This window comes from Acetanaerobacterium sp. MSJ-12 (assembly GCF_018917875.1).
In the GTDB taxonomy this organism is placed as follows: Bacteria; Bacillota; Clostridia; order Oscillospirales; family Ruminococcaceae; genus Bittarella; species Bittarella massiliensis.
The window spans coordinates 161,835-183,386 of sequence record NZ_JAHLPK010000004.1 but is presented as its reverse complement, the minus strand read 5'-3'; the positions used below and the strand labels follow the sequence as shown (position 1 = coordinate 183,386).

At 65.2% G+C, this 21,552-nt stretch carries 17 protein-coding genes; 11 read left to right on the top strand and 6 right to left on the bottom strand.

The genetic code is table 11. The annotated features are described in order from the left end of the window. Window position 1: 1 nt before the first annotated feature. From rpsF to KQI11_RS06165, 3 genes are all read right to left on the bottom strand, one after another. Window positions 2–292: a 30S ribosomal protein S6 gene (gene rpsF / locus KQI11_RS06175; RefSeq protein ID WP_021660836.1), complete on the bottom strand. Its 291-nt coding sequence runs from the start codon at window positions 290–292 to the stop codon at window positions 2–4. A 168-nt stretch (window positions 293–460) separates the two neighbouring features. After that, complete coding sequence (gene galU, locus KQI11_RS06170; protein ID WP_216401483.1) at window positions 461–1,336, bottom strand: UTP--glucose-1-phosphate uridylyltransferase GalU; 876 nt, start codon at window positions 1,334–1,336, stop codon at window positions 461–463. A gap of 49 nt (window positions 1,337–1,385) precedes the next feature. Next, window positions 1,386–2,327, bottom strand: coding sequence for an RING finger protein (locus tag KQI11_RS06165; RefSeq protein WP_216401482.1), 942 nt, complete (start codon window positions 2,325–2,327; stop codon window positions 1,386–1,388). Window positions 2,328–2,624: 297 nt separating this feature from the next. On the opposite strand from KQI11_RS06165, the gene prfB reads away from it, so the two are divergent. Continuing rightward, window positions 2,625–3,746 carry a peptide chain release factor 2 gene (gene prfB, locus KQI11_RS06160; RefSeq protein ID WP_216401481.1) on the top strand — a complete coding sequence of 374 codons (1,122 nt, stop codon included), beginning with the start codon at window positions 2,625–2,627 and terminating at the stop codon, window positions 3,744–3,746. A gap of 75 nt (window positions 3,747–3,821) precedes the next feature. On the opposite strand, the gene KQI11_RS06155 is transcribed toward prfB, so the two are convergent. Next, window positions 3,822–4,520, bottom strand: a complete 699-nt coding sequence (locus KQI11_RS06155) for a 5'-methylthioadenosine/S-adenosylhomocysteine nucleosidase (protein ID WP_216401480.1) — start codon at window positions 4,518–4,520, stop codon at window positions 3,822–3,824. Window positions 4,521–5,531: 1,011 nt separating this feature from the next. Here KQI11_RS06155 and KQI11_RS06150 point away from each other — a divergent pair. Both KQI11_RS06150 and KQI11_RS06145 read left to right on the top strand, forming a co-directional pair. After that, window positions 5,532–6,965: a hypothetical protein gene (locus KQI11_RS06150; RefSeq protein WP_216401479.1), complete on the top strand. Its 1,434-nt coding sequence runs from the start codon at window positions 5,532–5,534 to the stop codon at window positions 6,963–6,965. A gap of 66 nt (window positions 6,966–7,031) precedes the next feature. After that, on the top strand, window positions 7,032–7,532 hold the full coding sequence (locus KQI11_RS06145; RefSeq protein WP_216401478.1) for a phosphatase PAP2 family protein: 501 nt from the start codon (window positions 7,032–7,034) through the stop codon (window positions 7,530–7,532). A 123-nt stretch (window positions 7,533–7,655) separates the two neighbouring features. Here the strand turns inward: KQI11_RS06145 and KQI11_RS06140 are convergent, their stop codons facing one another. Continuing rightward, window positions 7,656–9,452, bottom strand: a complete 1,797-nt coding sequence (locus KQI11_RS06140; protein ID WP_216401477.1) for a DUF885 domain-containing protein — start codon at window positions 9,450–9,452, stop codon at window positions 7,656–7,658. Between the two features lie 239 nt (window positions 9,453–9,691). Between KQI11_RS06140 and KQI11_RS06135 the strand changes: the two genes are divergently transcribed. The 3 genes from KQI11_RS06135 to KQI11_RS06125 all read left to right on the top strand — a co-directional run bounded on the left by KQI11_RS06135 (window position 9,692) and on the right by KQI11_RS06125 (window position 14,357). Beyond that, window positions 9,692–11,779 (top strand): PTS sugar transporter subunit IIC/EAL domain-containing protein, encoded by a 2,088-nt coding sequence (locus tag KQI11_RS06135; protein WP_216401476.1) that lies wholly within the window; start codon window positions 9,692–9,694, stop codon window positions 11,777–11,779. A 152-nt stretch (window positions 11,780–11,931) separates the two neighbouring features. Continuing rightward, on the top strand, window positions 11,932–13,851 hold the full coding sequence (locus tag KQI11_RS06130; RefSeq protein WP_216401475.1) for an NAD(+) synthase: 1,920 nt from the start codon (window positions 11,932–11,934) through the stop codon (window positions 13,849–13,851). Window positions 13,852–13,925: 74 nt separating this feature from the next. Continuing rightward, window positions 13,926–14,357, top strand: a complete 432-nt coding sequence (locus KQI11_RS06125) for a PH domain-containing protein (protein ID WP_021659943.1) — start codon at window positions 13,926–13,928, stop codon at window positions 14,355–14,357. 223 nt (window positions 14,358–14,580) lie between these two features. On the opposite strand, the gene KQI11_RS06120 is transcribed toward KQI11_RS06125, so the two are convergent. Beyond that, window positions 14,581–15,642, bottom strand: a complete 1,062-nt coding sequence (locus tag KQI11_RS06120; RefSeq protein ID WP_216401474.1) for a LacI family DNA-binding transcriptional regulator — start codon at window positions 15,640–15,642, stop codon at window positions 14,581–14,583. Between the two features lie 330 nt (window positions 15,643–15,972). Between KQI11_RS06120 and KQI11_RS06115 the strand changes: the two genes are divergently transcribed. From KQI11_RS06115 to KQI11_RS06095, 5 genes are all read left to right on the top strand, one after another. Then, a complete protein-coding gene (locus KQI11_RS06115) occupies window positions 15,973–16,809 on the top strand; it encodes a triose-phosphate isomerase (protein WP_216401473.1) in 837 nt (278 codons plus the stop codon). Next, window positions 16,806–18,245: a lactate racemase domain-containing protein gene (locus KQI11_RS06110; protein WP_216401472.1), complete on the top strand. Its 1,440-nt coding sequence runs from the start codon at window positions 16,806–16,808 to the stop codon at window positions 18,243–18,245. Before KQI11_RS06115 ends, KQI11_RS06110 begins: the two co-directional genes overlap by 4 nt. 91 nt (window positions 18,246–18,336) lie before the next feature. Then, window positions 18,337–19,404 carry a BMP family lipoprotein gene (locus tag KQI11_RS06105; RefSeq protein ID WP_216401471.1) on the top strand — a complete coding sequence of 356 codons (1,068 nt, stop codon included), beginning with the start codon at window positions 18,337–18,339 and terminating at the stop codon, window positions 19,402–19,404. A gap of 13 nt (window positions 19,405–19,417) precedes the next feature. Continuing rightward, window positions 19,418–20,422 carry a nucleoside hydrolase gene (locus tag KQI11_RS06100; protein WP_216401470.1) on the top strand — a complete coding sequence of 335 codons (1,005 nt, stop codon included), beginning with the start codon at window positions 19,418–19,420 and terminating at the stop codon, window positions 20,420–20,422. Between the two features lie 77 nt (window positions 20,423–20,499). Beyond that, entirely contained in the window at window positions 20,500–21,489 is a 990-nt protein-coding gene (locus KQI11_RS06095; protein WP_216401469.1) for a nucleoside hydrolase, read from the top strand. Window positions 21,490–21,552: the final 63 nt, after the last annotated feature.

The following is a 21,552-nucleotide window of genomic DNA, read 5'->3' as shown; positions in this document are numbered from 1 at the left end:
CTTACTGCTCTTTTTTGATGATCAGTGTGCGCAGGATGCCGCTGGTGATCTTGTAGACGCGGTCGAGTTCGGCGGGGAACTCGGGCTCGCAGCTGAAGTTGATCAGCACGTAGTAGCCCTCGTTCTCGTGGTCGATCTCGTAAGCCAGGCGGCGTTTGCCCCACTCGTCCACCGAGTCAACGGTACCGTTTTGAGCGATCAGGGTCTGGAATTTCTCGACGAGGGCTTTGATCCCCTCTTCCCCCTGTTTGGTGCTCAGCACGATCACGGTCTCGTAATTTACCTTTGCCATTTTGAATGCACCTCCTTTTGGACATTAGGTCCCCGCGAAGGGGACAAGGATGTTGCGAAGCGCAACAAAATAATTATACCAGAAAAAACCGCAAAGTCAACGGCGGGCTCGGTAGATCGCGCAAAAAAGCCGCGGAAAATCGGCGTTTCCACGGCTTTTGGGCGAGTTTTACAGCCGGCCGGCAAAGTCCTTGAGGTAGGCGCGGAAGTCCTCTCCGATCTCGGGGTGGTCGATCCCCACCTCGACGATGGCCTTTAGGACCCCCAGCTTGTTGCCCATGTCGTAGCGGGTGCCCACATAGTCGACCCCCACCATCCCTTCCGAGAGGGCCAGTTCCCGCATGGCGTCGGTCAGCTGAATCTCGCCGCCAGCCCCGGGGGCGGTGTGCTCGAGGATGTCGAAGATGTCGGGGGTGAGGACGCAGCGCCCGAGGATCGAGAAGAGGGAGAGCACCTCCGCCTCGGTCTGAGGCTTCTCCACCATGTTGTCGATGGCGTAGAGGTTCCCCTCCAGCGGCTTCACCGCCAGGGAGGAGTACTTGGAGATGTCGGCTGCCGGCACCTCTTTGATGCCCACGCAGGCCTTGCCGTAGGTCTCATAGGCCCGCATCAACTGGCCGCAGACCGGGTCTTTGGAGACGATGACGTCGTCGCCGTAGAGGACGGCGAAGGGCTCGTCCCCCACAAAGTTTTTGGCCTGCAGGATGGCGTGGCCCAACCCCTTTTGCTCCTTCTGGCGCAGGTAGGTGATGTTGGCGATCTCGGCGATGGAGACCACCTGGTCGTAGAGGGCCTTCTTCCCGCCGTCAAGGAGTTTCTGCTCCAGCACGGGGGAGCGGTCGAAGTGGTCCTCCATCACCCCTTTGCCCCGGGAGGTGATGATGAGGATCTCCTCGATGCCGGCGGCGGCCGCCTCCTCCACAATGTACTGGATGGCGGGCTTGTCCACAATGGGGAGCATCTCTTTGGGCATGGCCTTGGTCGCGGGCAGCACCCGGGTGCCCAGGCCGGCGGCGGGGATGACGGCTTTGCGAATTTTTTGCATCGTCTTTAGCACTCCTATCGTCGGTATGGTTGGTGTGTGGTCGGTGAAATCAGAACCCGGCGGCGGTCAACAGGGTGCCGACCAGGCTAGAAATCATCAGCAGCAGGCCCACGGTGAGGACCGCCCAGCGGCAGACCCCGCCCTTTTTGTGGTAGAGGCGCAGCGTCTCGGTGCGGTCGAGCCCCATGGCCTGGATCCGCTTGATCTTTTTGACCACCGAGCGCCGGTAGATGGCGTTGGCGAAGAGGCCGAAGAAGATCTGCACGGCCATCATCAGCAGGCTGGTGATGGTGTAGGCCACGGCAAAGGGGCCGGTGAGGAGGGTGTTGATTTGGGATTCAGGGGTCAAAAAGAAGATGATGCCGGGGATGTTGAGGGTGATGTTGAGCAGGATGGAGAGCAGGGCCACCGGCCAGACCTTGCGAAAGAGCATGTAGAGGGGGGTGATGAAGAACCCCGACCAGGAGAAGGAGAGCTTGCGCCCCCGCATGTCCATGTTTTTGAACTGGTAGAGGTAGTAGCCCGAGCTGGGGCCGATGAATTCGGCCATGTCCTCCACCCGGATGCCGTCGATGGTGTCTTCGGGGTTGACCCCGCCGTACTTGATGTTTTGCTGGTTCGCGGCCATCGGCCCAAACCCCGGCCCGGCGGCGTATTGCTGCTGCTGGCTCTCCAGCGGCTTGCCGCAGGAGATGCAGAAGAGGGCGCCCGGCGGGTTGGCGGCGTGGCAGTGGGGGCAGGGGCGGGAGAAGCCGTCCCCCTCCTGCCCGGGGGCCGCGCCCCCCTCGATCCCCGGCGCAGCGGCCGGGGCCTTTTTCTCCGGCTGCCAGGCAAAGTCCTTGCCGTGGTGCTCGGCATTGGCGCAGTGGCCGAGCTGAAAGTAGCAGTCCCGGTGGTGGGGGGTGCCGCACTCCGGGCAGACGACGATCTGGTCGCCGTCTGCAAACGCCTTGTGACAAACCGGGCATAATTCGCCCTTGTATGAAGCCAAGAAAGGTTCACCTCCGTAAAAAAGGGGCGGACGGCGACCGTCCGCCCCTCGGCCGCTGCCGGGGTGTAAAGGCCCGCCGGCGCGGCGTCTTTTTGCCCCGAAAGGGCAAAAAGAGATTCTTCTATATTATATCGCACCGCCCCCAAAAATCCAATAGATTGTGTGAAAGAATTGAAAACAGAGGGAAAATGAGGGGGCGCGGCGGTTGAAAAGCCGGGCGGCGGGTGGTAGAATACCCAGAGGACAGCGGCCATCGCCGCGCCCGCTCCACACTTGTTTTTTCGGAAGGGGACACCAATGTTATTGCAGATAGAAGAGCTCAAACAGCGCTTGGAGGGGCTGGAAACCCCTCTGAAAGAACTGGGGGTCTCCCTGGACTTGGAGGGGAAGGCCGCCGAACTGGCCCGGCTGGAGAGCCAGTCCGCCGACCCCGCCTTCTGGGAGGACATGAAGGCCTCCCAAAAGATCCTCAAGCAAATCAGCGACATCAAGGACGTGCTGGCCCGCTATCAAAAGCTGCAGGGCGCCTATGAGGACGCCGCCACCCTCATCGAGATCGCCCTGGAAGAGGGCGACGAGTCGATGACCGAGGAGATCTCCGCCGCCGTCGCCCAGGTGGAGGAGGAGCTGCAGAGCCAGCGGCTGTCCACCCTCCTCTCGGGCGAGTTTGACGGCAACAACGCCATCCTCACCTTTCACGCCGGGGCCGGCGGCACCGAGGCGCAGGACTGGGCCGAGATGCTCTACCGGATGTACGGCCGCTACGCCCAGCGCCACGGCTTCAAGGTCAAGGTGCTGGACTACCTGGACGGGGAGGAGGCCGGCCTCAAATCCGCCTCCATCCTCATCGAAGGGCAGAATGCCTACGGCTATTTGAAGGGGGAGAACGGGGTGCACCGGCTGGTGCGGGTCTCGCCCTTTGACTCCTCCGGCCGCCGCCACACCTCCTTTGCCTCGCTGGAGGTGGTGCCCGAGATCGCCGACGACCTGGACGTGCAGATCCGGGACGAGGACCTGCGGGTGGACACCTACCGCTCCAGCGGTGCGGGCGGCCAGCACGTCAACAAGACCGAGTCGGCCATCCGCATCACCCACCTGCCCACCGGCATCGTGGTGGCCTGCCAGAACGAGCGCAGCCAGCACCAGAACCGGGAGGTGGCCATGAAGATGCTCCTCTCCAAGCTGGTGAAAATCAAGGAGCAGGAGAATTTCGAGCGCATCGAGGACATCAAGGGCGACCAGAAGGAGATCGGCTGGGGCTCCCAGATCCGCTCCTACGTCTTCATGCCCTACACCATGGTCAAGGACCACCGCACCGGCTTTGAGGTGGGCAACGTGGGCGCGGTGATGGACGGCGACCTGGACGGGTTCATCAACGCCTATCTCACCGCCGCCAGCCTGGGCAAACTGGCCAAATAGCGCGTTTTGAAAAGAGAGGGCCGCACGTCAGGGTGCGGCCCTCTCTCTTTTGCGCCCTTGCGGGGCGAGGCGGGGTCAGAGACAGGCGATCTGCCCGAGCAGCCAGCGCTGCAGGTCGCCGGCCACCAAGTCGGTGAAGGGCTCGCCGGTGAGCTCGTTGTTGGAGATGACGCGCACCCCGATGCAGGGGACCCCGAAGCGGCGGCAGCACTCATAGGTGCCCACGCTCTCCATCTCCTCGCAGAGTTCGCCCTTTTTCTCCTGCATCCAGCGGATGCGGTCGATCTCCCGGCTGAAGAGGTCACCGCTCCCCAGCACCCCTGCCACCGCGCGGCCGTGCGGCCAGGGGACCTGGGTGAAGTGGCGCAGCAGTGCCTCGTCCGAGGGGATGGGCACCGAGCGGGGGTCAAAGACCCAGTCGAAGGGGGCGCAGCCCTCTCCCGCGGCCCGGGCGGGGCTCTGCATCCCGTGCAGGGCCACGGTGGCGGTGCCCACCACCAAATCGCCCACCGCCAGCTCCTCCACGTGGGCCCCGGCCAGCCCCTGGTTGATGACGGCCCGGGGGGCGTAGGCGCCAATGCCCACGGCGGTGGACAGGGCGGCGTTGAGGGTGCCGATCTGGGTCTCGCTCACCACCAGGGGGTGGCCCTCCACCGTCCCGGTGGAGAAGGAGAACCCGTGCAGGGTCTGGTCCTCCCGCCCCTCCAGGGCCTCGCGCAGGGCCGCTACCTCCACCGGCATGGCCCCCTGGATCAAAATGGGTTGCTGCTGCATCTCGTCTGCCTCCTTTTTTGCATTCCTGATTTTCCCCTCCCGCAAAGCGAAAGGAAAAACAGTATACGGCGGCGGCCGCCCGACTGTCAAGGGCGGCGGGAAACATTGTGCAATCCGGCAAAAAGAGGGCATGGATTTTGTCGAAAAGGCGGGCTTTATTTGATAAAAGGGGCGCAAACCGTGTCGATTTTCGCCCGGCGGTGATATAATAAAAAGCACAGGTAAACGAAAAGGCGAAGGGGGGCATTTTTCGCCCCTTTGCGCATTGTGGCACTTTCTCTCTCCTTTGCGCACCGCGGCACCCGGTGATAGAGAACGCGTGCGGACAGGAAAAGCAGAGGAGACGTTTTCCTCCCTTTGCGCACTGTGGCGCTCGGGGATAGAAAACGTGCACGGGCAGAAAAAATAGAGGAAGTGCTTTCTCTCCTCTTCGCACACCATGGCGCTTGGGGATAGAAAATGCGCGCGGATAGAAAAGATAGAGGAGGCGCTTTCTCTCCCCTTTCGCGCACTGTGGTGCTCGGGGATAGAGAACGCGTGCGGACAGGAAAAGCAGAGGGGACGTTTTCCTCCCCTTCGCATACTGTGGCGCTCGGAGATAGAGAGCGTGCACGGGCAGAAAAAATAGAGGAAGTACTTTCTCTCATCTTCGCGCACTGTGGCGTTTGGGGATAGAAAATGCGCGCGGATAGAAAAGATAGAGGAGGCGCTTTCTCCCCCCCTTTGCGCACTGTGGTGCCCGGGGATGAAAAGAGCGCCGTGCCATGGCGGACAGCGACCTCTGCGGGGGAGGGGCGGCCCCACTTTCGGGCGGGCAGCGGCAGGGGTGGAGAAAGCCGCCTTACAGGTTGCCGGGGGAGGGCCTCCTCCGCAGAGGTCTTTTAGAGGAGTGGCCAGGGGCCCACTGGCCGCGCTGGATTTTTGCGGGATGGGTCTCCCTCCCCTTTGCTCCCCTCTGCGAGGGGGCAAAAGAGAGCGGCCCTGCCCGGTGAAAAGAGAGGAGCACATCTCATGGAAAAGATCACCTGCCGCTACCCCCTGACACGGGAACTGCTCTGCCGGGCTTCTGACGTCCGCTACCGGGCGCGGGGAAGGTGGGTGCGGCTGGCCTGCGCCGCGGTGGGGGGGCTGGCGGGACTCTATCTGGCCCTCAGCGCCGCCGGATCCTTTCGCACCTACTTCTGGCAGCCCCCGCTGGCGACGGCCCTCCTGATTGGCGGGCTGACGGCGGCCCTCTGGGGCAACCGGCTCTTTCTCTGGCAGGGGATGCGGGGGCTGCGCCGCCCCTGCCGCCGGGGGGCGGAGGCGACCCTTACCCTCTCCCCCCAGGGGCTGGTGTGGAGCGCCCCCGGCCTGCAGGTGGAGGTGGGCCCGGGCGGGTGGCAGGTGCTGGAGACAGGGGAGCTGCTGGCCTTTTTGGTCGGCCGCCGCTGTATCCCCCTCCCCAAAGACGCCCTGCCCGCCCCACCGGAAGAGGCGTTGACCCGGCTGCGGCAGTGGAGCGGCGGCCGGTGGCGCAGATGCCCGGCCGCCCCCTGTCCCGCCCTCTGGCGGCGGTGGGAGGAGGGGTGGAGCCGCCGCTTTCCCCCGGGGGAGCCGCCGCCCTGGCGGGCTGCCCAGTTGCGTCCCTACGGCCGGGTGTTTCTCTGGGCTGCGCTGGTGCTGGGCGGGGGGCAGCTCTGCTACTATGCCGCCGTAGTGGGGGAGCGGGGGTGCCGCTATCTCTGGCCCTGGCTGGCCCCCCTCCTCAACGGGCTGACCTTGTTGGCGGCTCTGGGGGCCGCTCTCTGCCTGGCGCGGCGCAGCCGCCTCGGCCGGGCGCTGCTGGCCGCCTTTTTTGGGGCCCTGTTGGGGGTCAACGCGGTCTGTGTGGCGGCCGACGCCCTCACCACCCACCGGCTCATCGCCCCTTCGCCCGACTTTCGACAGGTGGCGGTCCTGCGGAGAAACACCGCCTCGGGGCGGATGATTTTTTACCGCTCGGTGGGGGGCGTTTTCATCCGCCCGGAAACCAGTTTGCAGGGCTGGCTGGAGGGGGGAGAAGTCAAGCTTCGGTGGCTGCGGGACGACGTCTGCGCGGTCAGCTACCGGGGGGAGGACCGCCAGCCCCACGCGGCCGTCTTCCTCTTTGGAGGGCGGGAGGGTCGCCCCCTCCTGGAGCGGCTGGAGGGCCGCTGGCAGAGCGATTCGGGCAAGTTTCACCTCACCTACGAGAGGGGGGTCTTTCAGCTTCGCCGGGGCGGAGGGGTCGAGACCTATTCCATCGCCAGCTGCAAAAAGATCGACCGGACGGCGGTGGCCCTTTTTGACGACAAGGGAGTTCCCCACTGGATCGTTCTCCCCCAAACCCCCGCCGACACGGGAGAGGGCCGGGCGGATGCCCTTCTCCTCTACCAGGTGGCCCTGGACGAGACGGAGCCGGTGGCCCTGTCGCCCCGGCCCTAGGGTTGCGCCCCCGCCCCCTCCTGTGGTAGGATGGAGACGCCGACAGGGAGAAGGGGGGATTTGGTTGTGACAGCGCCGCAGTACGAGCGGGTCCGCCGCTGGTTTTTGGCCCGGCCCGGCCGCCTGGCCGCCCTCAAAGCGGCCAACCGCTGGCTGCCCCGGCTGGTCTACTGCGCCTACCCCCTGGGTCTTTTGGCCCTGGTTTGGCGGCGGGATGCCCGCTTTTGGAAGGTGCTCTGGGTGCCGGCGGCCGGCTTTTTGCTGGTGAGTGTCTTTCGGCGGCTCCACAACGCCCCCCGCCCCTACGAGGCTCTGCCCATCGCCCCCCTCATCGGGCGGGAGAAGGCGGGCCGCTCCTTCCCCAGCCGGCATGTGGCTTCGGCCTTTTTGATCGGCTGCGCCTTCTGGTACCTCTCCCCCTGGCTGGGGCTGCCGGTCTTTCTCGCCGGGGCGGGGATGGCGGTGGTCCGCCCCCTGGCGGGGGTCCACTTTCCGCGGGACACCGTCGCTGGGGCGGCCTTCGGGCTCCTCTTTGGCTTTGCCTGTCTCTACGGCCTGCCGCTTTAGGCGGGCCTTTTTTGTTTGCCGCAGAAAAGAGAGGGCCGACCCCACAGGGGCCGGCCCTCTCTTTTGCGGGGCAGGGGGAAAGCGTTTGGGCAGGGGCGGTGTAAAGGAGGGCAGAGGAGAAAGTCAGGCCGCCTTCTGCGCCCCGCCCTTGGCGGTTTTGACGTAGCTGTCCACCTGCTGCTGCAGGATGTCCAGGCTGGCGGGCCCGGTCTCCAGCAGCACCCGGTTGAATTCCACCGGGGAGAAGCGCTCCCCCAGCTGTTCTTCCGCGCCGTCATACAGGTCCTGGTAGGCCATGCCAGTCAGGTAGTACTGCAGGTAGTTGGTGGGGGTCTCCAGGTTGAGGTAGAACTGGGAGCGGAGGACCTCGTCGTCCATCTCGTCGCCGAAATAGGTCTTTAAAAAGGCGGCAAACTGGTCGTAATTCCACCCGTCGTAGTGCAGCCCGATGTCCGCCAGGGTGATGACGCACTGGGTGTAGCGGTCGTTGTAGGAATAGAGCTCGGCCAGCTCCCGGTCCTCGGTGGCGTATTTGTAGCTGCTGTTTTCCACATAGGTGGCCCACCCCTCGGAGTAGCCGTTGTAGTCGATCATATAGCGGATGGTGGGCAGCTGCAGGTTTTGAAAATAGGTGTTTTGGTACATGTGGCCGGGGTAGCCCTCGTGGGCGATGGTGGAGAAGAGGTCGGTGCTGTATTCGCCGTTGATGTAGATCATCTGGGGGCTGCCCAGGGGCTTGTCGATCCGGCTTTTCAGGTAGGCGGCAGGGGAGAAGTTGTCCTTCATCGACTCGTCCACCGGGCGGATCTGGTAGGTGAGGTTTTCGGTGGCGGGAAAGTCCTGCAACATGGCCTCCCCCAGGTAGTCCAGCGTCTCCTCCACCGACGAGAAGCGGGAGTAGGCGGGGGTGGCCCCCTCCATCAGCTCCCGGTAGATGGCGGGGTCGCTCTTTTGCAATTCCTGCATCCGCTTGCCCATGTCGGTGGCGGCCTGGGCCATGTGGGTGTGCAGGAAGGTCTTGACTTCATCCATCTCCCAGTCGATGCCGGTGGTCTTTTGCAGCAGCGCCAGGTAGTAGTCCTTGCCGCCGGGCTGGTGGGCGAGGCCCAGCTCCTCCTCGGGGGCGTCGATCTGCGAGAGCTCCTCCGCCAGCTGGCGGTAGGCGGCCATCAGCTCCCCCTCCAGCAGCCGGCGGCTGGTGGCCTTGGCCTCGGCCTTCTCCCCCTCGCTCAAAAAGGCGCAGCCGTCGATCTTCTCGTCCATGATGGGCACCAGGTAGGGGGTCTCCTGGGCGGCGAAGGTCTCGCACTGCTCGATGACCTTGTCGAGGATGCTCTGGCACATGCCGCAGCCGTTTTCCTGGCGCGCCCGCTCGTTCTCGGCGTAGAGGTGGAAGGTCTCCCCGCAGGTGCGCAGGATATTAAAGTAGCTGTCCAGGTCGTTTTGCCGCTCGAAGTAGAAGTTTTCCAGCAGCATGGGCAGCTGTGCCTGAAAGCCGAGGAAGCTTCCCAGGTAGTTGTTGTCCAGGTAATAGTCGTCCAGGGTGAGGAGATTGCGCTGAAAGGAGTCCTTGAGGATCTGCAGCGTCAGCCGGGAGGAGGGGTCCAGCGACTGCTCGTCAAAGCCCTGCAGGGCCTTTAGGATCTCCTGGCAGGTGGCCTTGCTCTCCCGGTAGTCCTCGGCGTCGGCGTAGGGCAGCTGCAGCAGTTCCAGGGAGAAGCCGTGGGCCTCCGGGTCCTGAAACAGGTAGTTGACATCGAGGGAATCGCTGTCCAAGATGGCGGTGGGCAGGGTGGAGAGGTACTGGTCAAACCGGGCCTGCTCCCCCTTTTTGACGCAGCCGGAAAGGGAGAGGGCCAGGCCCAGGGCCAGTACCCCCGCCACAGCTCTGCGGGCCAGATGGCGACTTGTTTTTCTCACGGCAAAGAACTCCTTTTCACAGTGACTTGGCAGGGCGGTGACCCCCGAGGGGTGGGCGCCCTGCCCTTCAGTATACCACATCCCCCGCCCGGTGAGACCAAATTGCAGGAAAAGGCTGGAAATCTTCCCTTTTTGCGGCCAATGACCCGCCGCTTGTATTGTAAGTACCCATTCGGATATGTTACAATAATGACAAATTCCCTTTCTCCGCTAGGGAAGAAACGAGGGAACCGACCGCCATGGGAAAACGCGCAATGCGGGCGCTGTACGCGCTGGAGCAAAATCGGGTGCTCTCCTCCATCAAAAAGGGGTTTATCACCCTTGTCCCCCTGCTGATGGTGGGGGCTTTTGCGCTGCTCCTGCGCAGTTTTCCCCTGCCCGCGTTTCAGGCGGCCCTGCCCACCCTCTGGGGCGGCGCGCTGGACCGGTTCCTCGCCTGCGTGGGGGAGAGCACCTTCGGTCTGCTCTCCATCTTCGTGGCGGGGGCGGTGGGCTTTCACTACGCCGGTGCCTGCCGGGAGGGGGACCTGTTCACCCAGGTGACGGCCATGGCCCTCTCGGTGGCCTGCTTTGTGGCCACCTTCGGCCAGTCCGCCCCGGCGGAGCGGCTGGCGGGCTTTGGCTCCACCGGGGTGTTCACCGCCCTGCTGTGCGCGGTGGCGGGCACCAGGCTCTTTGTATTTTTGGGCGAGCACGCCCCCCGGCGCTTTCGCTTCTCCACCGCCGGGGCGGACGAGGGCTTTCGCGCCGCCATGGGGGGGATCGCCCCCGCCCTGCTCTGCGTGGCCGTCTTTGCCGCGGGCAACCTGGCGCTGGACTGGCTGGCCGGGGTGGCCAGCCTCAACGAGCTCATCACCGCCGGGGCCAGCGCCCTCTTCTCCCGCGCGGGCAACGACCTGTCCGGCGGCATCCTCTTCACCGCCCTGCAGGGCACCCTCTGGATGTTCGGCATCCACGGCGGCAACGCCCTTGACCAGGTGGCGACCCGGCTCTTTGTCCCCGCCAACGCCGACCCCACCGCCGTCGTCTGCAAGTCCTTCCTCGACAACTTCGCCCTCATCGGCGGCTGCGGCGCCACCATCTGCCTGCTGCTGGCGCTGCTGCTCTTCTCCCGCTCCAAGGACGACCGCCGCCTGGCCGGGGCCTCGCTGCCCTTCGGCCTCTTCGGCATCAACGAGATCTTGGTCTATGGCCTGCCGGTCATCTTGAACCCCATCTACCTCATCCCCTTTATCCTGGTGCCCATCTGCTCGCTGTGCATCGCCTATTTCGCCACCTGGGTGGGCTTTCTGCCGGTGGTGACCAAGACCGTCGCCTGGACCACCCCGGTCCTCTTCAGCGGCTACATCGCGGTGGACTCCTGGCGGGGGGCGGCGGTGCAGCTGGTGATCGTGGCGGTGGGCACCGCCATCTACGCCCCCTTTGTCAAGCTCTCCGACCGGGTGCGCTCCGGCCGCGAGCAGGAGATGCTGCGCGCCCTCACCGACGCCTTTCAGGCGGGGGAGCGGGCGGGGGAGCGGCCCCGCTTCCTCGACCGGGGCGGGCAGCTGGGGGCGGCGGCCAAACAGCTGGCCTCCCGCCTGCGGGCAGACTTACAGTCCGGCGCGGTCCCCTTTTGGTACCAGCCCCAGGTGGACGCCGACGGCCACGCCTTTGGCGCCGAGAGCCTGCTGCGCTGGCGCTTTGGCGGGCAGCTGGTCTACCCGCCCCTGGCCATCTCCCTGGCGCAGGAGGAGGGGGTCTACGGCCAGCTCACCGAGTTGGCGCTGCAGCGGGCCTGCCGCGCCGCCGGGGCCTTTCGGGCGGCGCTGGGGCGGCCCTTCTCGGTCTCGGTCAACCTGACGGCCACCCAGCTGGACGACCCGGCCCTGGTCGAGCAGATCATCGCCATGGCCCAGGGCGCGGGGGTGCGGCCCGGCGGCCTGGGGCTGGAGGTCACCGAGGAGACCACCCTCATCGACCGCGAGCACGTGTCGGAAAACATCGGCCGCCTCTGGGCGGCGGGGATCCCCGTCTCGGTGGACGACTTCAGCATGGGGCACACCTCCCTGCGCTATCTGCAGGAAAACCCCTTCCGCTACGTCAAACTGGACGGCTCCCTGGTGCGCCAGGTGACCGAGAACGCCCGCAGCCGGGAGATCGTCTCCTCCCTGGTGTCCCTGGGGACGGGGCTCTCCTTCGACACGGTGGCCGAACAGGTGGAGACCGCGCAGGTGCGCGACGCCCTCATCGCCCTGGGGTGCACCCGGTTTCAGGGCTACCTCTACAGCCCGGCGGTCCCCCTGGAGGAGTGCCTCGCCTTCTGCCGGGAGGAACCCTGGCGCTAGGTCTTGCAGACCGCTCTGCTCAGGAGTATAATATCAGCGAAAAGAGACAAAGACGTCTCGGAGAAAACCCTCTCCGAGACGCCTTTTTTCTCGCTGTTTGGCATCTGCCAGCTGCCCCCGGGGCAGACTGGCAGAGAGGGGAGTGAGGGATCTTGAGAGACGGATTTTTAAAGGTGGCGGTGGGCAGCCCCGACCTGCGGGTGGCCGACTGCGCCTACAACGCCGCGGCCAGTGTCCAGCTTCTGCGAGAGGCGGCGGCCCAGGGGGCCAAACTGCTGGTGCTGCCCGAACTGGGACTCACCGGCTACAGCTGTGGCGACCTCTTTTTGCAGCCGACCCTGCTCCAGGGGGCCGAGGCCGCCCTGGGGCGTCTGCTGCGGGCGAGCGGGGAGCTGGGCGACCTGGTGGCGGTGGTGGGGCTGCCGGTGCGGGCGGGGGGCAAGCTCTACAACTGCGCCGCCGTCTTGCAGGGGGGGCGGCTGCTGGGGGTGGTGCCCAAGCGAAACCTCCCCAACTACGGCGAGTTTTACGAGGGGCGCCAGTTCACCCCCGGCCCGTTTGGCGGGGAGGACCTCTCCCTCTGCGGGCAGCGGGTCCCCTTTGGGGCCGACCTGCTCTTTTGCTGCCGGGAGCTGCCCGACTGGGTGCTGGGGGTGGAGATCTGTGAGGACCTGTGGGTCCCCCTCCCGCCCTCGGTGGGACTGGCCCTGGCCGGGGCCACCGTCCTCGCCAACCTCTCGGCCAGCAATGAGGTGGCGGGGAAGGCCGCCTACCGCCGCCGGCTGGTGGTCGGGCAGTCTGCCCGCCTGCTGGCGGGCTACCTCTACGCCTCGGCCGGGGCGGGGGAGTCCACCGCCGATTTGGTCTTTGCCGGGCACAACCTCATCGCCGAAAACGGCGTTCTCCTGGCCGAGAGCCCGCTGCTCCAGGGCGGGCTTACCTGCGGCGAGCTGGATCTGCAGCGCCTGGCCTTTGCGCGCAGCCGGAGGGACGCCTTCCCCGCGCCGGAGAGGGGATACCGGCGGATCCCCTTTTCTGTTCAGACAGAGGAGACCGCCCTCACCCGCCCGGTGGAGCGGGAGCCCTTTGTCCCCGCCCCCGGGCCGGGGCGGGAGGAGCGGTGCGGGGAGATCCTCGCCCTGCAGGTGGCGGGGCTGGCGGGGCGGTTGCGCCACACCGGCTGCCGTCCGGTGCTGGGGGTCTCGGGGGGACTGGACTCCGCCCTGGCCCTGCTGGTCTGCGCCGGGACAGCCGACGCCCTGGGCCGCCCCCGCGCAGACATTTTGGCGGTGGGCATGCCCGGCTTTGGCACCACCCCCCGCACCCGGGGAAACGCCCGCAAACTGGCCCTCTCTCTGGGGGCCTCCTTTCGGGAGATCTCCATCTCCCGGGCGGTGGAGGGGCACCTGGCCGACATCGGCCACCCCCAGGGGCGCACCGATACCACCTACGAAAACGCCCAGGCGAGGGAGCGCACCCAGGTGCTGATGGACCTGTCCAACGCCGAGGGCGGCTTGGTGGTGGGCACCGGCGACCTGTCGGAACTGGCCCTGGGCTGGGCCACCTACGGCGGCGACCAGCTCTCGATGTACGCCGTCAACGCCTCGGTGCCCAAGACCCTGGTGCGCCACCTCGTCGCCTTTGCCGCCGACCGGGCGGGAGGGGAGTGCGCCGCCGCCCTGCGGGATATACTGGCCACCCCGGTCAGCCCCGAACTGCTCCCCGCAGAGGCCGGGGGCGAGATCGCCCAGCGCACCGAGTCGCTGGTGGGCCCCTACCAGCTGCACGACTTCTTTCTCTACCATGCCCTCCGCTGTGGCGAGCCGCCCCGCAAGGTCTACCGGCTGGCCTGTATCGCCTTTGCCGGGGCCTTTTCGACGGGGGAGATCCTGCGCTGGCTGCGCCTGTTCTACCGCCGCTTTTTCGCCCAGCAGTTCAAGCGCTCGGCCCTTCCCGATGGGCCCAAGGTGGGCGCGCTCTCCCTCTCCCCCCGGGGGGACTGGCGGATGCCCAGCGATTCCAGCGCCGCCCTCTGGCTGGAGCAGCTGGAGGGGTTGGAGGGCCGGGACTGAGCCCAGGTAAGGCGATTGCGTTTTTGCCCCTGCCCTGGTACAATGGAGAAAAGCCAGCCAAGGAGGACTGCCAGATGGTCAGTGAAGTGCCAATCGTTTGGAAAGACCGCAAGCGCATTTTGGGGATGCCCATCACCTTTACCCGCTACTCCATGTCCGAGGACCGCCTCTTTTTGGAGACCGGCCTCCTCAACACCCGGCAGGAGGAGGTGCTCCTCTACCGGGTGCGGGACATCAGTTTAAAGATCACCCTGGGACAGCGCATCTTCGGGGTGGGCTCGGTGCTGGTCCAGTCCTCGGACAAGACCATGCCGGTGCTGGAACTGAAAAACATCCGCCGCCCCCGCGAGGTCAAGGAGACCCTCCACCAGCAGGTGGAGAAGATGAAGCTCTCCCGCAAGATCCGGGTGGGCGAGCTGCTGGACGACGGCGGCCACGCCTGCGACGACGACTTTCACGACGGCGAGCAGACAGACGGGGAGGACTGGGAGGACGAGCGCCTCTAGCCCTGTTCCCCTGCCAAAACCGCGGGGCCCATCTCGCGGCATCGCCCCCTCCAACCAGAGGGAAGAGAAGCCCCTGGCGCGCCGGGGGCTTTTTTGCCGCCCTTTTGCGCCGCGCCCCTGCCCCAGGGATGCGCCCCGCCGCTCTACAGCCAAAAGCGCCCCCGGAGACCGCGGTCTCCGGGGGCGCTTTTGGTTTGCCGCCTGCGCGGCGGAAAGAGGGCAGCTACTCCCGCTCCCCCTTTTCCAGGGGGCGGCAGCTCTCCCGCACGATCAGCTTGCAGGGCAGTTCCACCTTCAGGGGCAGGGTGTGGCCCTTTTCGATGCGGTCGAGCAGCAGCTTTACCGCCACCTTCCCCAGCTCGTTTTTGGGCACGTCCACGGTGGTGAGGGAGGGGGTGGTGAACTGGCTCATGGCGATGTTGTCGATGGAGATGACCGAGATGTCCTGGGGGATGTGCAGCCCGAACTCCCGGATGGCCTTCACCGCCCCGATGGCGCTGATGTCGTTGGCGCAGAAGACCGCCGTGGGCAGCCGGGGGGAGGCGAACATCCGCTTGATGCCGAAATAGCCGTTTTCCATGGTCAGGGCCGACTCGTAGATGTACTCCTCTGAAAAGGGGAGCTCCCGCTCCAACATGAAGTCCATGTAGGCGTCAAAGCGCACCTCGTTTTTCACCTCACCCAGGTAGCCGATGCGCCGGTGCCCCTGCCGGTAGAGGTATTCGAGCACCTGGATGGCGGCCTTGTACCCGTCGCAGATGACCTGGTCGAAGTCGGCCCCGCCGGCGGCCAGCCCCACCACAATGACGTTGCGCAGCTTTTGCAGCCGCCCCAGCAGCTCCTTGCGGGGGCGGCCCAGCACCACCACGCCCCCCTTGTCCAGATTTTCCAGCATCCGGTCGGTCTTGAAGTCGCTTAGGTTGACCGCCGAGAAGGAAAAGCCCAGGGAGCAGCCCTGCACCATGGCTTCCTTCTCCACCGCCCGCAAGATCTCGGCGAAGAACTGGTCCGAGGGCATCATCTGGTCCTGAAACTGGCGGGAGAACATCTCGGTGCGGGCGAACACGCAGGAGATGGTCCGCCCCGCTGGCCGGGGGTCGGGCCCCCGGTCCCGGCTCTTGAGGGCCTTGGCCGCTTCGTTGGGGGTGTAGCCGGTGCGGCGGACGATCTCCCACACCCGCTCGGCGGCCTCGGGTGCGGCGGTGCGGTGGTTGGGGTCGTTGATGATCCGGGAGACGGTGGAGATGGAGACCCCTGCCTCCCGGGCGATTTCTTTGAGTGTCATGGCCGGTCACCTGTTTTGGGGCGTCCTGTGACAAGTGAGTGAAAACGATTGCAATATCTTTTTGAAAAACAGCCGCCAAACCTCTCTCGATTTTTTCTAAATTGTACACCGGTGGAACTGCATTTGCAAGATTAAGCAGAAGAAAAGAGGAATATTTTCCCTATATCCCGCTTTTATAGCAAGATGTACAATGAAAATCGGGAATTATAGGCAGGATAACGATGTGAAAACGTTTGCAAACATTTTTCTTTACAAACCCTGAAAATCGGCTATGATGTGGGTAGAAATTGGGCGGGATGCCCGAGAAGCAACAAGAGGGGGAGAGGGGATTTGACCCAGTACCTATTCGTCAACCTAAAGCGATTCGACATTCCTCGCGCGCTGGGGGGGATCAACGCCCAGTGCCCGCCGGCCCAGTGGGGCGAGACCCTGGTTCGCCAGAGCCGGGCCGCCCTGGCCGAGCGCCCGGGGGTGGAGACGGTCTTTTTCCTGCCGGAGGCCCACCTCCTCCCAGCGGCGGACGCGGCGACCGGGCCGGGGCCAGCGGTGGCCGTGGGCTGCCAGGGGGTCTACCGAAAGGACGTGGCCCCCGGGGGCAACTTCGGGGCCTTCACCACCTTTCGCACCGCCGCCGCCGCCCGCGCCCTGGGCTGCACCTGGGCCCTCATCGGCCACAGCGAGGAGCGGGCCGACAAGTTGGCCCTCACCGGCGACGCCGACGCGGTGGACGCCCTCCTCTGCGACGAGGTGCGCTGCGCCCTGGCAGCCGGGCTCAAGGTGCTCTTCTGCATCGGCGAGACCGCCGAGGAGATCCCGCTGCGCGAGGCCGTCCTCCGCCGCCAGCTCCGCCAGGGGCTGCCCGGGGTGGACGGGGCGCCCAACATCGTGTTGGGGTATGAGCCCATCTGGTCCATCGGCCCGGGCAAGCCGGTGCCCACCGCCGAGGAGGTGGGGCGGATCGCCGCCCTCATCAAGGGGATCGTCCGGCTGCCGGTGGTCTACGGCGGGGGGCTGAAGGCCGAGAACGCCGCCGCCTTCGGGGCCCTGCCCAACCTGGACGGCGGGCTGGTGGGGCTCACCCGCTTTGCCGGGGAGATCGGCTTCTACCCGGACGAGTTCGCCCAGATCGCTGCAGAGTACTTTGACGCCAAGGAGGAGATCGCATGAAACTGGAATTTGAGTACGGACAGGGGATGATGAGCGCCCAGCTGCCCGACGACACCGACGTCTTTACCCCCGGGGAGACGGTCCCCGACCCACCCTGCATCCCCGAGGAAAAGTTGGTGGAGGCGACCCGGGAATCCATCCTCCACCCCATGGGGATGCCCCCCCTCTCCCAGCTGGCCCACAAGGGCTCCAAGGTGGTCATCGTCTTCCCCGACCGGGTCAAGGGGGGCGAGCAGCCCACCGCCCACCGCAAGGTGTCCATCCCCATCATCCTGGAGGAGCTCTATAAAGCCGGCGTGGAGAAAAAAGACATCCTGCTGCTGTGCTCCAACGGGCTGCACCGCAAGAACACCGAGGAGGAGATCCACCGGGTGTTGGGGGATGAGCTCTTCTCCCAGTTCTGGCCCACCGGGCAGATCCGCAACCACGACAGCGAGGACTACGAGCACCTGGTGGATCTGGGCACCACCCCGCGGGGCGACCCGGTGCTGGTGAACAAATACGTCTACGACGCCGACGTGGCCGTCCTCATCGGCCACACCCAGGGCAACCCCTACGGGGGTTACTCGGGGGGCTACAAGCACTGCGCCACCGGCATCACCCACTGGCGCTCCATCGCCTCCCACCACGTGCCGGCGGTGATGCACCGGCCCGACTTCACCCCGGTGAGCAGCCACTCCCTCATGCGCCAGAAATTCGACGAGATCGGCCAGTACATGGAGGAGCGGATGGGCAAGAAGTTCTTCTGCTGCGACGCGGTGCTGGATACCCGCTCCCGCCAGATCGAGATCAACAGCGGCTGGGCCAAGGTGATGCAGCCAAAGAGCTGGGAGACCGCCGACCGGCGCACCTACGTCCACTGGGCCGAGAAGAAGTACGACGTGCTGGTCTTCGGCATGCCCCAGTTCTTCCACTACGGCGACGGGATGGGCACCAACCCCATCATGATGATGCAGGCCATCTCGGCCGAGATCATCCGCCACAAGCGGGTGCTCAGCGACCGCTGCGTGGTCATCTGCTCCTCCACCTGTAACGGCTACTTCCACGACGAGCTCTTCACCGGCTACCGCGAGATCTACGAGCTCTTTCAAAAAGACCACATGAACACCCTGCGGGACGTCAACCGCTACGGCGAGTACTTCGCCACCAACGAGGAGTACATCCGCCGCTACCGCTACTGCAACGGCTTTCACCCCTTCCACGGCTTCTCGATGATCAGCTGCGGCCACATCGCCGAGATGAACACCGCCGCCATCTACATCGTGGGGGCTGAACAGCCCGGCTACGCCCGGGGGATGGGGATGAAGACCCGGGCCACCTTTGAGGAGGCCCTGGCCGACGCCCAGAAGAAATATCTGGGAGAGCACCCCAACATCCTCGCCCTCCCCAAGGCGTTCACCACCGCGGCGGTGCACCTGTGCATGAAGGGGGAGTGAGCAGTCGGGGGAAGTTCGATTTCAACTGAACGGATTGCTGCGCGTTCCTTTGCCGCGCCTACACAGACCAATTTTTAAGGAGGGATCTCACATGTTCACAGGTAAATCGATCAAACGGATTCTGGCCGCCCTTCTCGCGGGCTGCCTCTGCCTCACCGCCTTCGCCGGCTGCGGCGACAAAAAGGAAGGGGGGGACGCAGGTAAAAAGGGGAGCGACATCAAGGCCGCCATCATCATCTCGGGCAGCTTCGGCACCCAGAGCTTTCAGGACGTGGCCCTCGCCGGCTGCCAGAAGGCTGCCGACGAGTTCGGGTTTGAGCTGACCAAGGTCGAGAATGTAAATTCCTCCGACGCCAGCAACACCATCCGCTCCCTCATCGGCCAGGGGGTCAACATGATCATCTCCCCCAACGACTTCTTCAACGACGCCATCGAGGAGCTGGCCCCCGAAAACCCCGATGTCTGCTTCATCAGCGGCGACGCGGCGGTTCCCGATCTGGAAAACGTGGCCTCCGCCTACTACCGGGAACAGGAGGCGGCCTTCCTGCTGGGCGCCCTGGCGGGGATGCTCACCGAGTCGAACAAGGTGGCCTTCATCGGCCACACCTCCAACGTGGTCATGGACCGGTTTGAGTACGGCTACCGGACCGGCGCTAGGTACGTCAACCCCAACGCCAGCGTCATCTCGATGTACACCGGCAGTGTCTCCGACGTCAACAAGGGCAAGGAGATGGCAGACCTGCTCTACAGCCAGGGGGTCGACTACATCGCCCCCGCCGCCGCGGCCTGTAACACCGGCGTCTTCCAGTCCTCCAAAGAGCACGGGGGCAACTGCTGGACCTTTGGTGCCGCCGACGGCCAGTTTCACCTGATGCCCGACCGCATCCTCGCCAGCCAGGTCAAGCGCATCGACAACGTCTGCTACCAGTTCCTCAAGGATGCGGTAGAGGGCAACTGGAAGGGCGGTCAGCCCCAGGAGATGGGCCTCAAAGAGGGGGGCGTCGACCTGCTCTACACCACCAACGAAGAGCTGGCGGCCACCATCCCTCAGGACGTGAAGGACCGGGTGGAGGAGCTGCGCCAGAAGGTCGTCAGCGGGGAACTCAAAATCCCTGCGACCAAGGACGAGTTCGCGGCCTTCTCCTTCCCCAGCAAATAGGGAGGGCGGCCAGTTGAGACAGATACCTGTGCTGCTGGACGTGGACACCGGCATCGACGACGCCTACGCCCTGATCATGGCCTGCGCCAGCGAGGCGCTGGACATCCGGGCGGTGACCACAGCGGCGGGCAACGCCTCCCTCTACCACACCACCCGCAACACCTGCAACCTCCTGCACCTGCTGGGCCGGGACGACATCCCGGTCTCCCAGGGGCTGCCGGCTCCCCTCCAGCGCCCGCTGTTGCGGGCCCCCGAGGTGCACGGGGAGAACGGCCTGCGGGGCTATCAGTTCCAGGGGGAGCACCTGGAGGCCCTCTCCCCCCTCACCGCCCAACAGCAGATGGCCCGGGCCCTCACCGAGAGCGAGGAGCCGGTGACCATTGTCGCCCTGGGCCCGGCCACCAACGTGGCGGCCTTTCTCCAGCAGTACCCCGAGCTTAAATCCCGCATCCGCCGCATCCTCTTCATGGGGGCCTCCTACCGCTGCGGCAACCCGACCATCGTCTCCACCTTCAACGTGCTGGTGGACCCCGAGGCCTTTGACATCCTTTTAAAGAGCGGGGTCGAGCTGCACACCCTCCCCCTGGACACCACCAGAAACGCCACCCTCACCCCCGAGGAATGCCGGCAGATCGCCGGCATTCCCGGCCCGGTGGCGAAGATGGTCTCCCGCACCCTGGCCGGCTACGGCGACCGCATCGGCCAGAAGGGGGGCTGCCTGGCCCAGAAGGACGGGGAGCGGGACTGGAACCAGGAGGGGCTGGCCCACCTGCCCGACCCGGCGGTGGTGGCCTACCTGCTGCGGCCCGACTACTTCACCCGCCAGAAATACTTCTGCCAGGTGGAGTGCAAGGGGGAACTCACCACCGGCTTCACCATCATCGACATGGAGGACTACTACGGCAAGTCGATGGAGGAGCGCAACCTCTGGTATGTGGACTCCATCGACCGGGCCGGTTTTGCCCAGCTGTTTCTCGAGAGCGTCCGCCACTTTTCCCCTGACTTGGCAAAGGGGTGAAAAAGTCGGCGTTCCCTGCAATCGGGATCAACGCCTAGCGTGTTTGGGAGGAAATGAAAGAAATAGGAGGAGAGATGATGAAGAAAATACCTGTGCTGATTGACGTGGACACCGGCATCGACGACGCCATGGCCCTCGTGATCGCCTGCGCGTCCGACAAGCTCGACATTCTGGGGGTCACCACGGTGGCGGGCAACGTGGCCCTCTGCCACACCACCCCCAACACCTGTAATGTGCTGCACCTGCTGGGCAGAGGGGACATCCCGGTGGCCCGGGGGGAGGAAAAGCCCCTGGAGCGCGAACTGGTGGACGCCGCCTATGTCCATGGGGACGACGGACTGCGGGGTTGGACCTTTGATCAGCTGCACGACGAGGCCCTTGTGGCCGCCCCCGCCTGGGAGTTCCTGCGGGATAAATTGCTCCAGAGCGAGGAGAAGGCCGCCATTTTGGCCCTGGGCCCGGTGACCAACATCGCCCTGCTGCTGCGCCGCTGCCCGGAGATCAAGGAAAAAATCGACAAGATCGTCTTTATGGGCACCAGTTACCGCACGGGAAACCCCATCCCCATCACCACTTTCAACGTCCTGGTGGATCCGGAGGGGTTCCGGGAACTGCTCTTTTCGGGGATCCCCATCTACGCCTGCCCGCTGGACACCACGAGGGAGGCCTATCTGCTCGCCGAGGAGGTGGAGGAGATCGCCCGCATCGACAACCCGGCGGCCAGAATGACCACCGCCATCCTCGGCGGGTACGGCAGAAACGCCAAGTCCGAGGGGCAGTCCGAATCCGCCCAGCAGGAACTCAAGGCCGGCCGCCGCTTCAAGGGGGTGGCCCGGCTGCACGATCCGGCCACCGTGGCCTATCTGACCGACCCCCAGCTCTTCACCGCCACCAAGTACTATTGCGATGTGGAGTGCAAGGGGGAAATCACCACCGGCTTTACCGTCATCGACATGGAAAACTACTACGGCAAGAGCGAGGAGGAGCGCAACCTCTGGTTTGTCGACTCCGTTGACAGGGAGGGGTTTGTGCAGCTCTTCCTCGACAGCCTGCGCAGTTATTCCTAGGGCTATTTTGTTCATCTTTTCAGTGATGGAGAGCGCTCAGCGCGCGATCTGTCCGCAAAAATA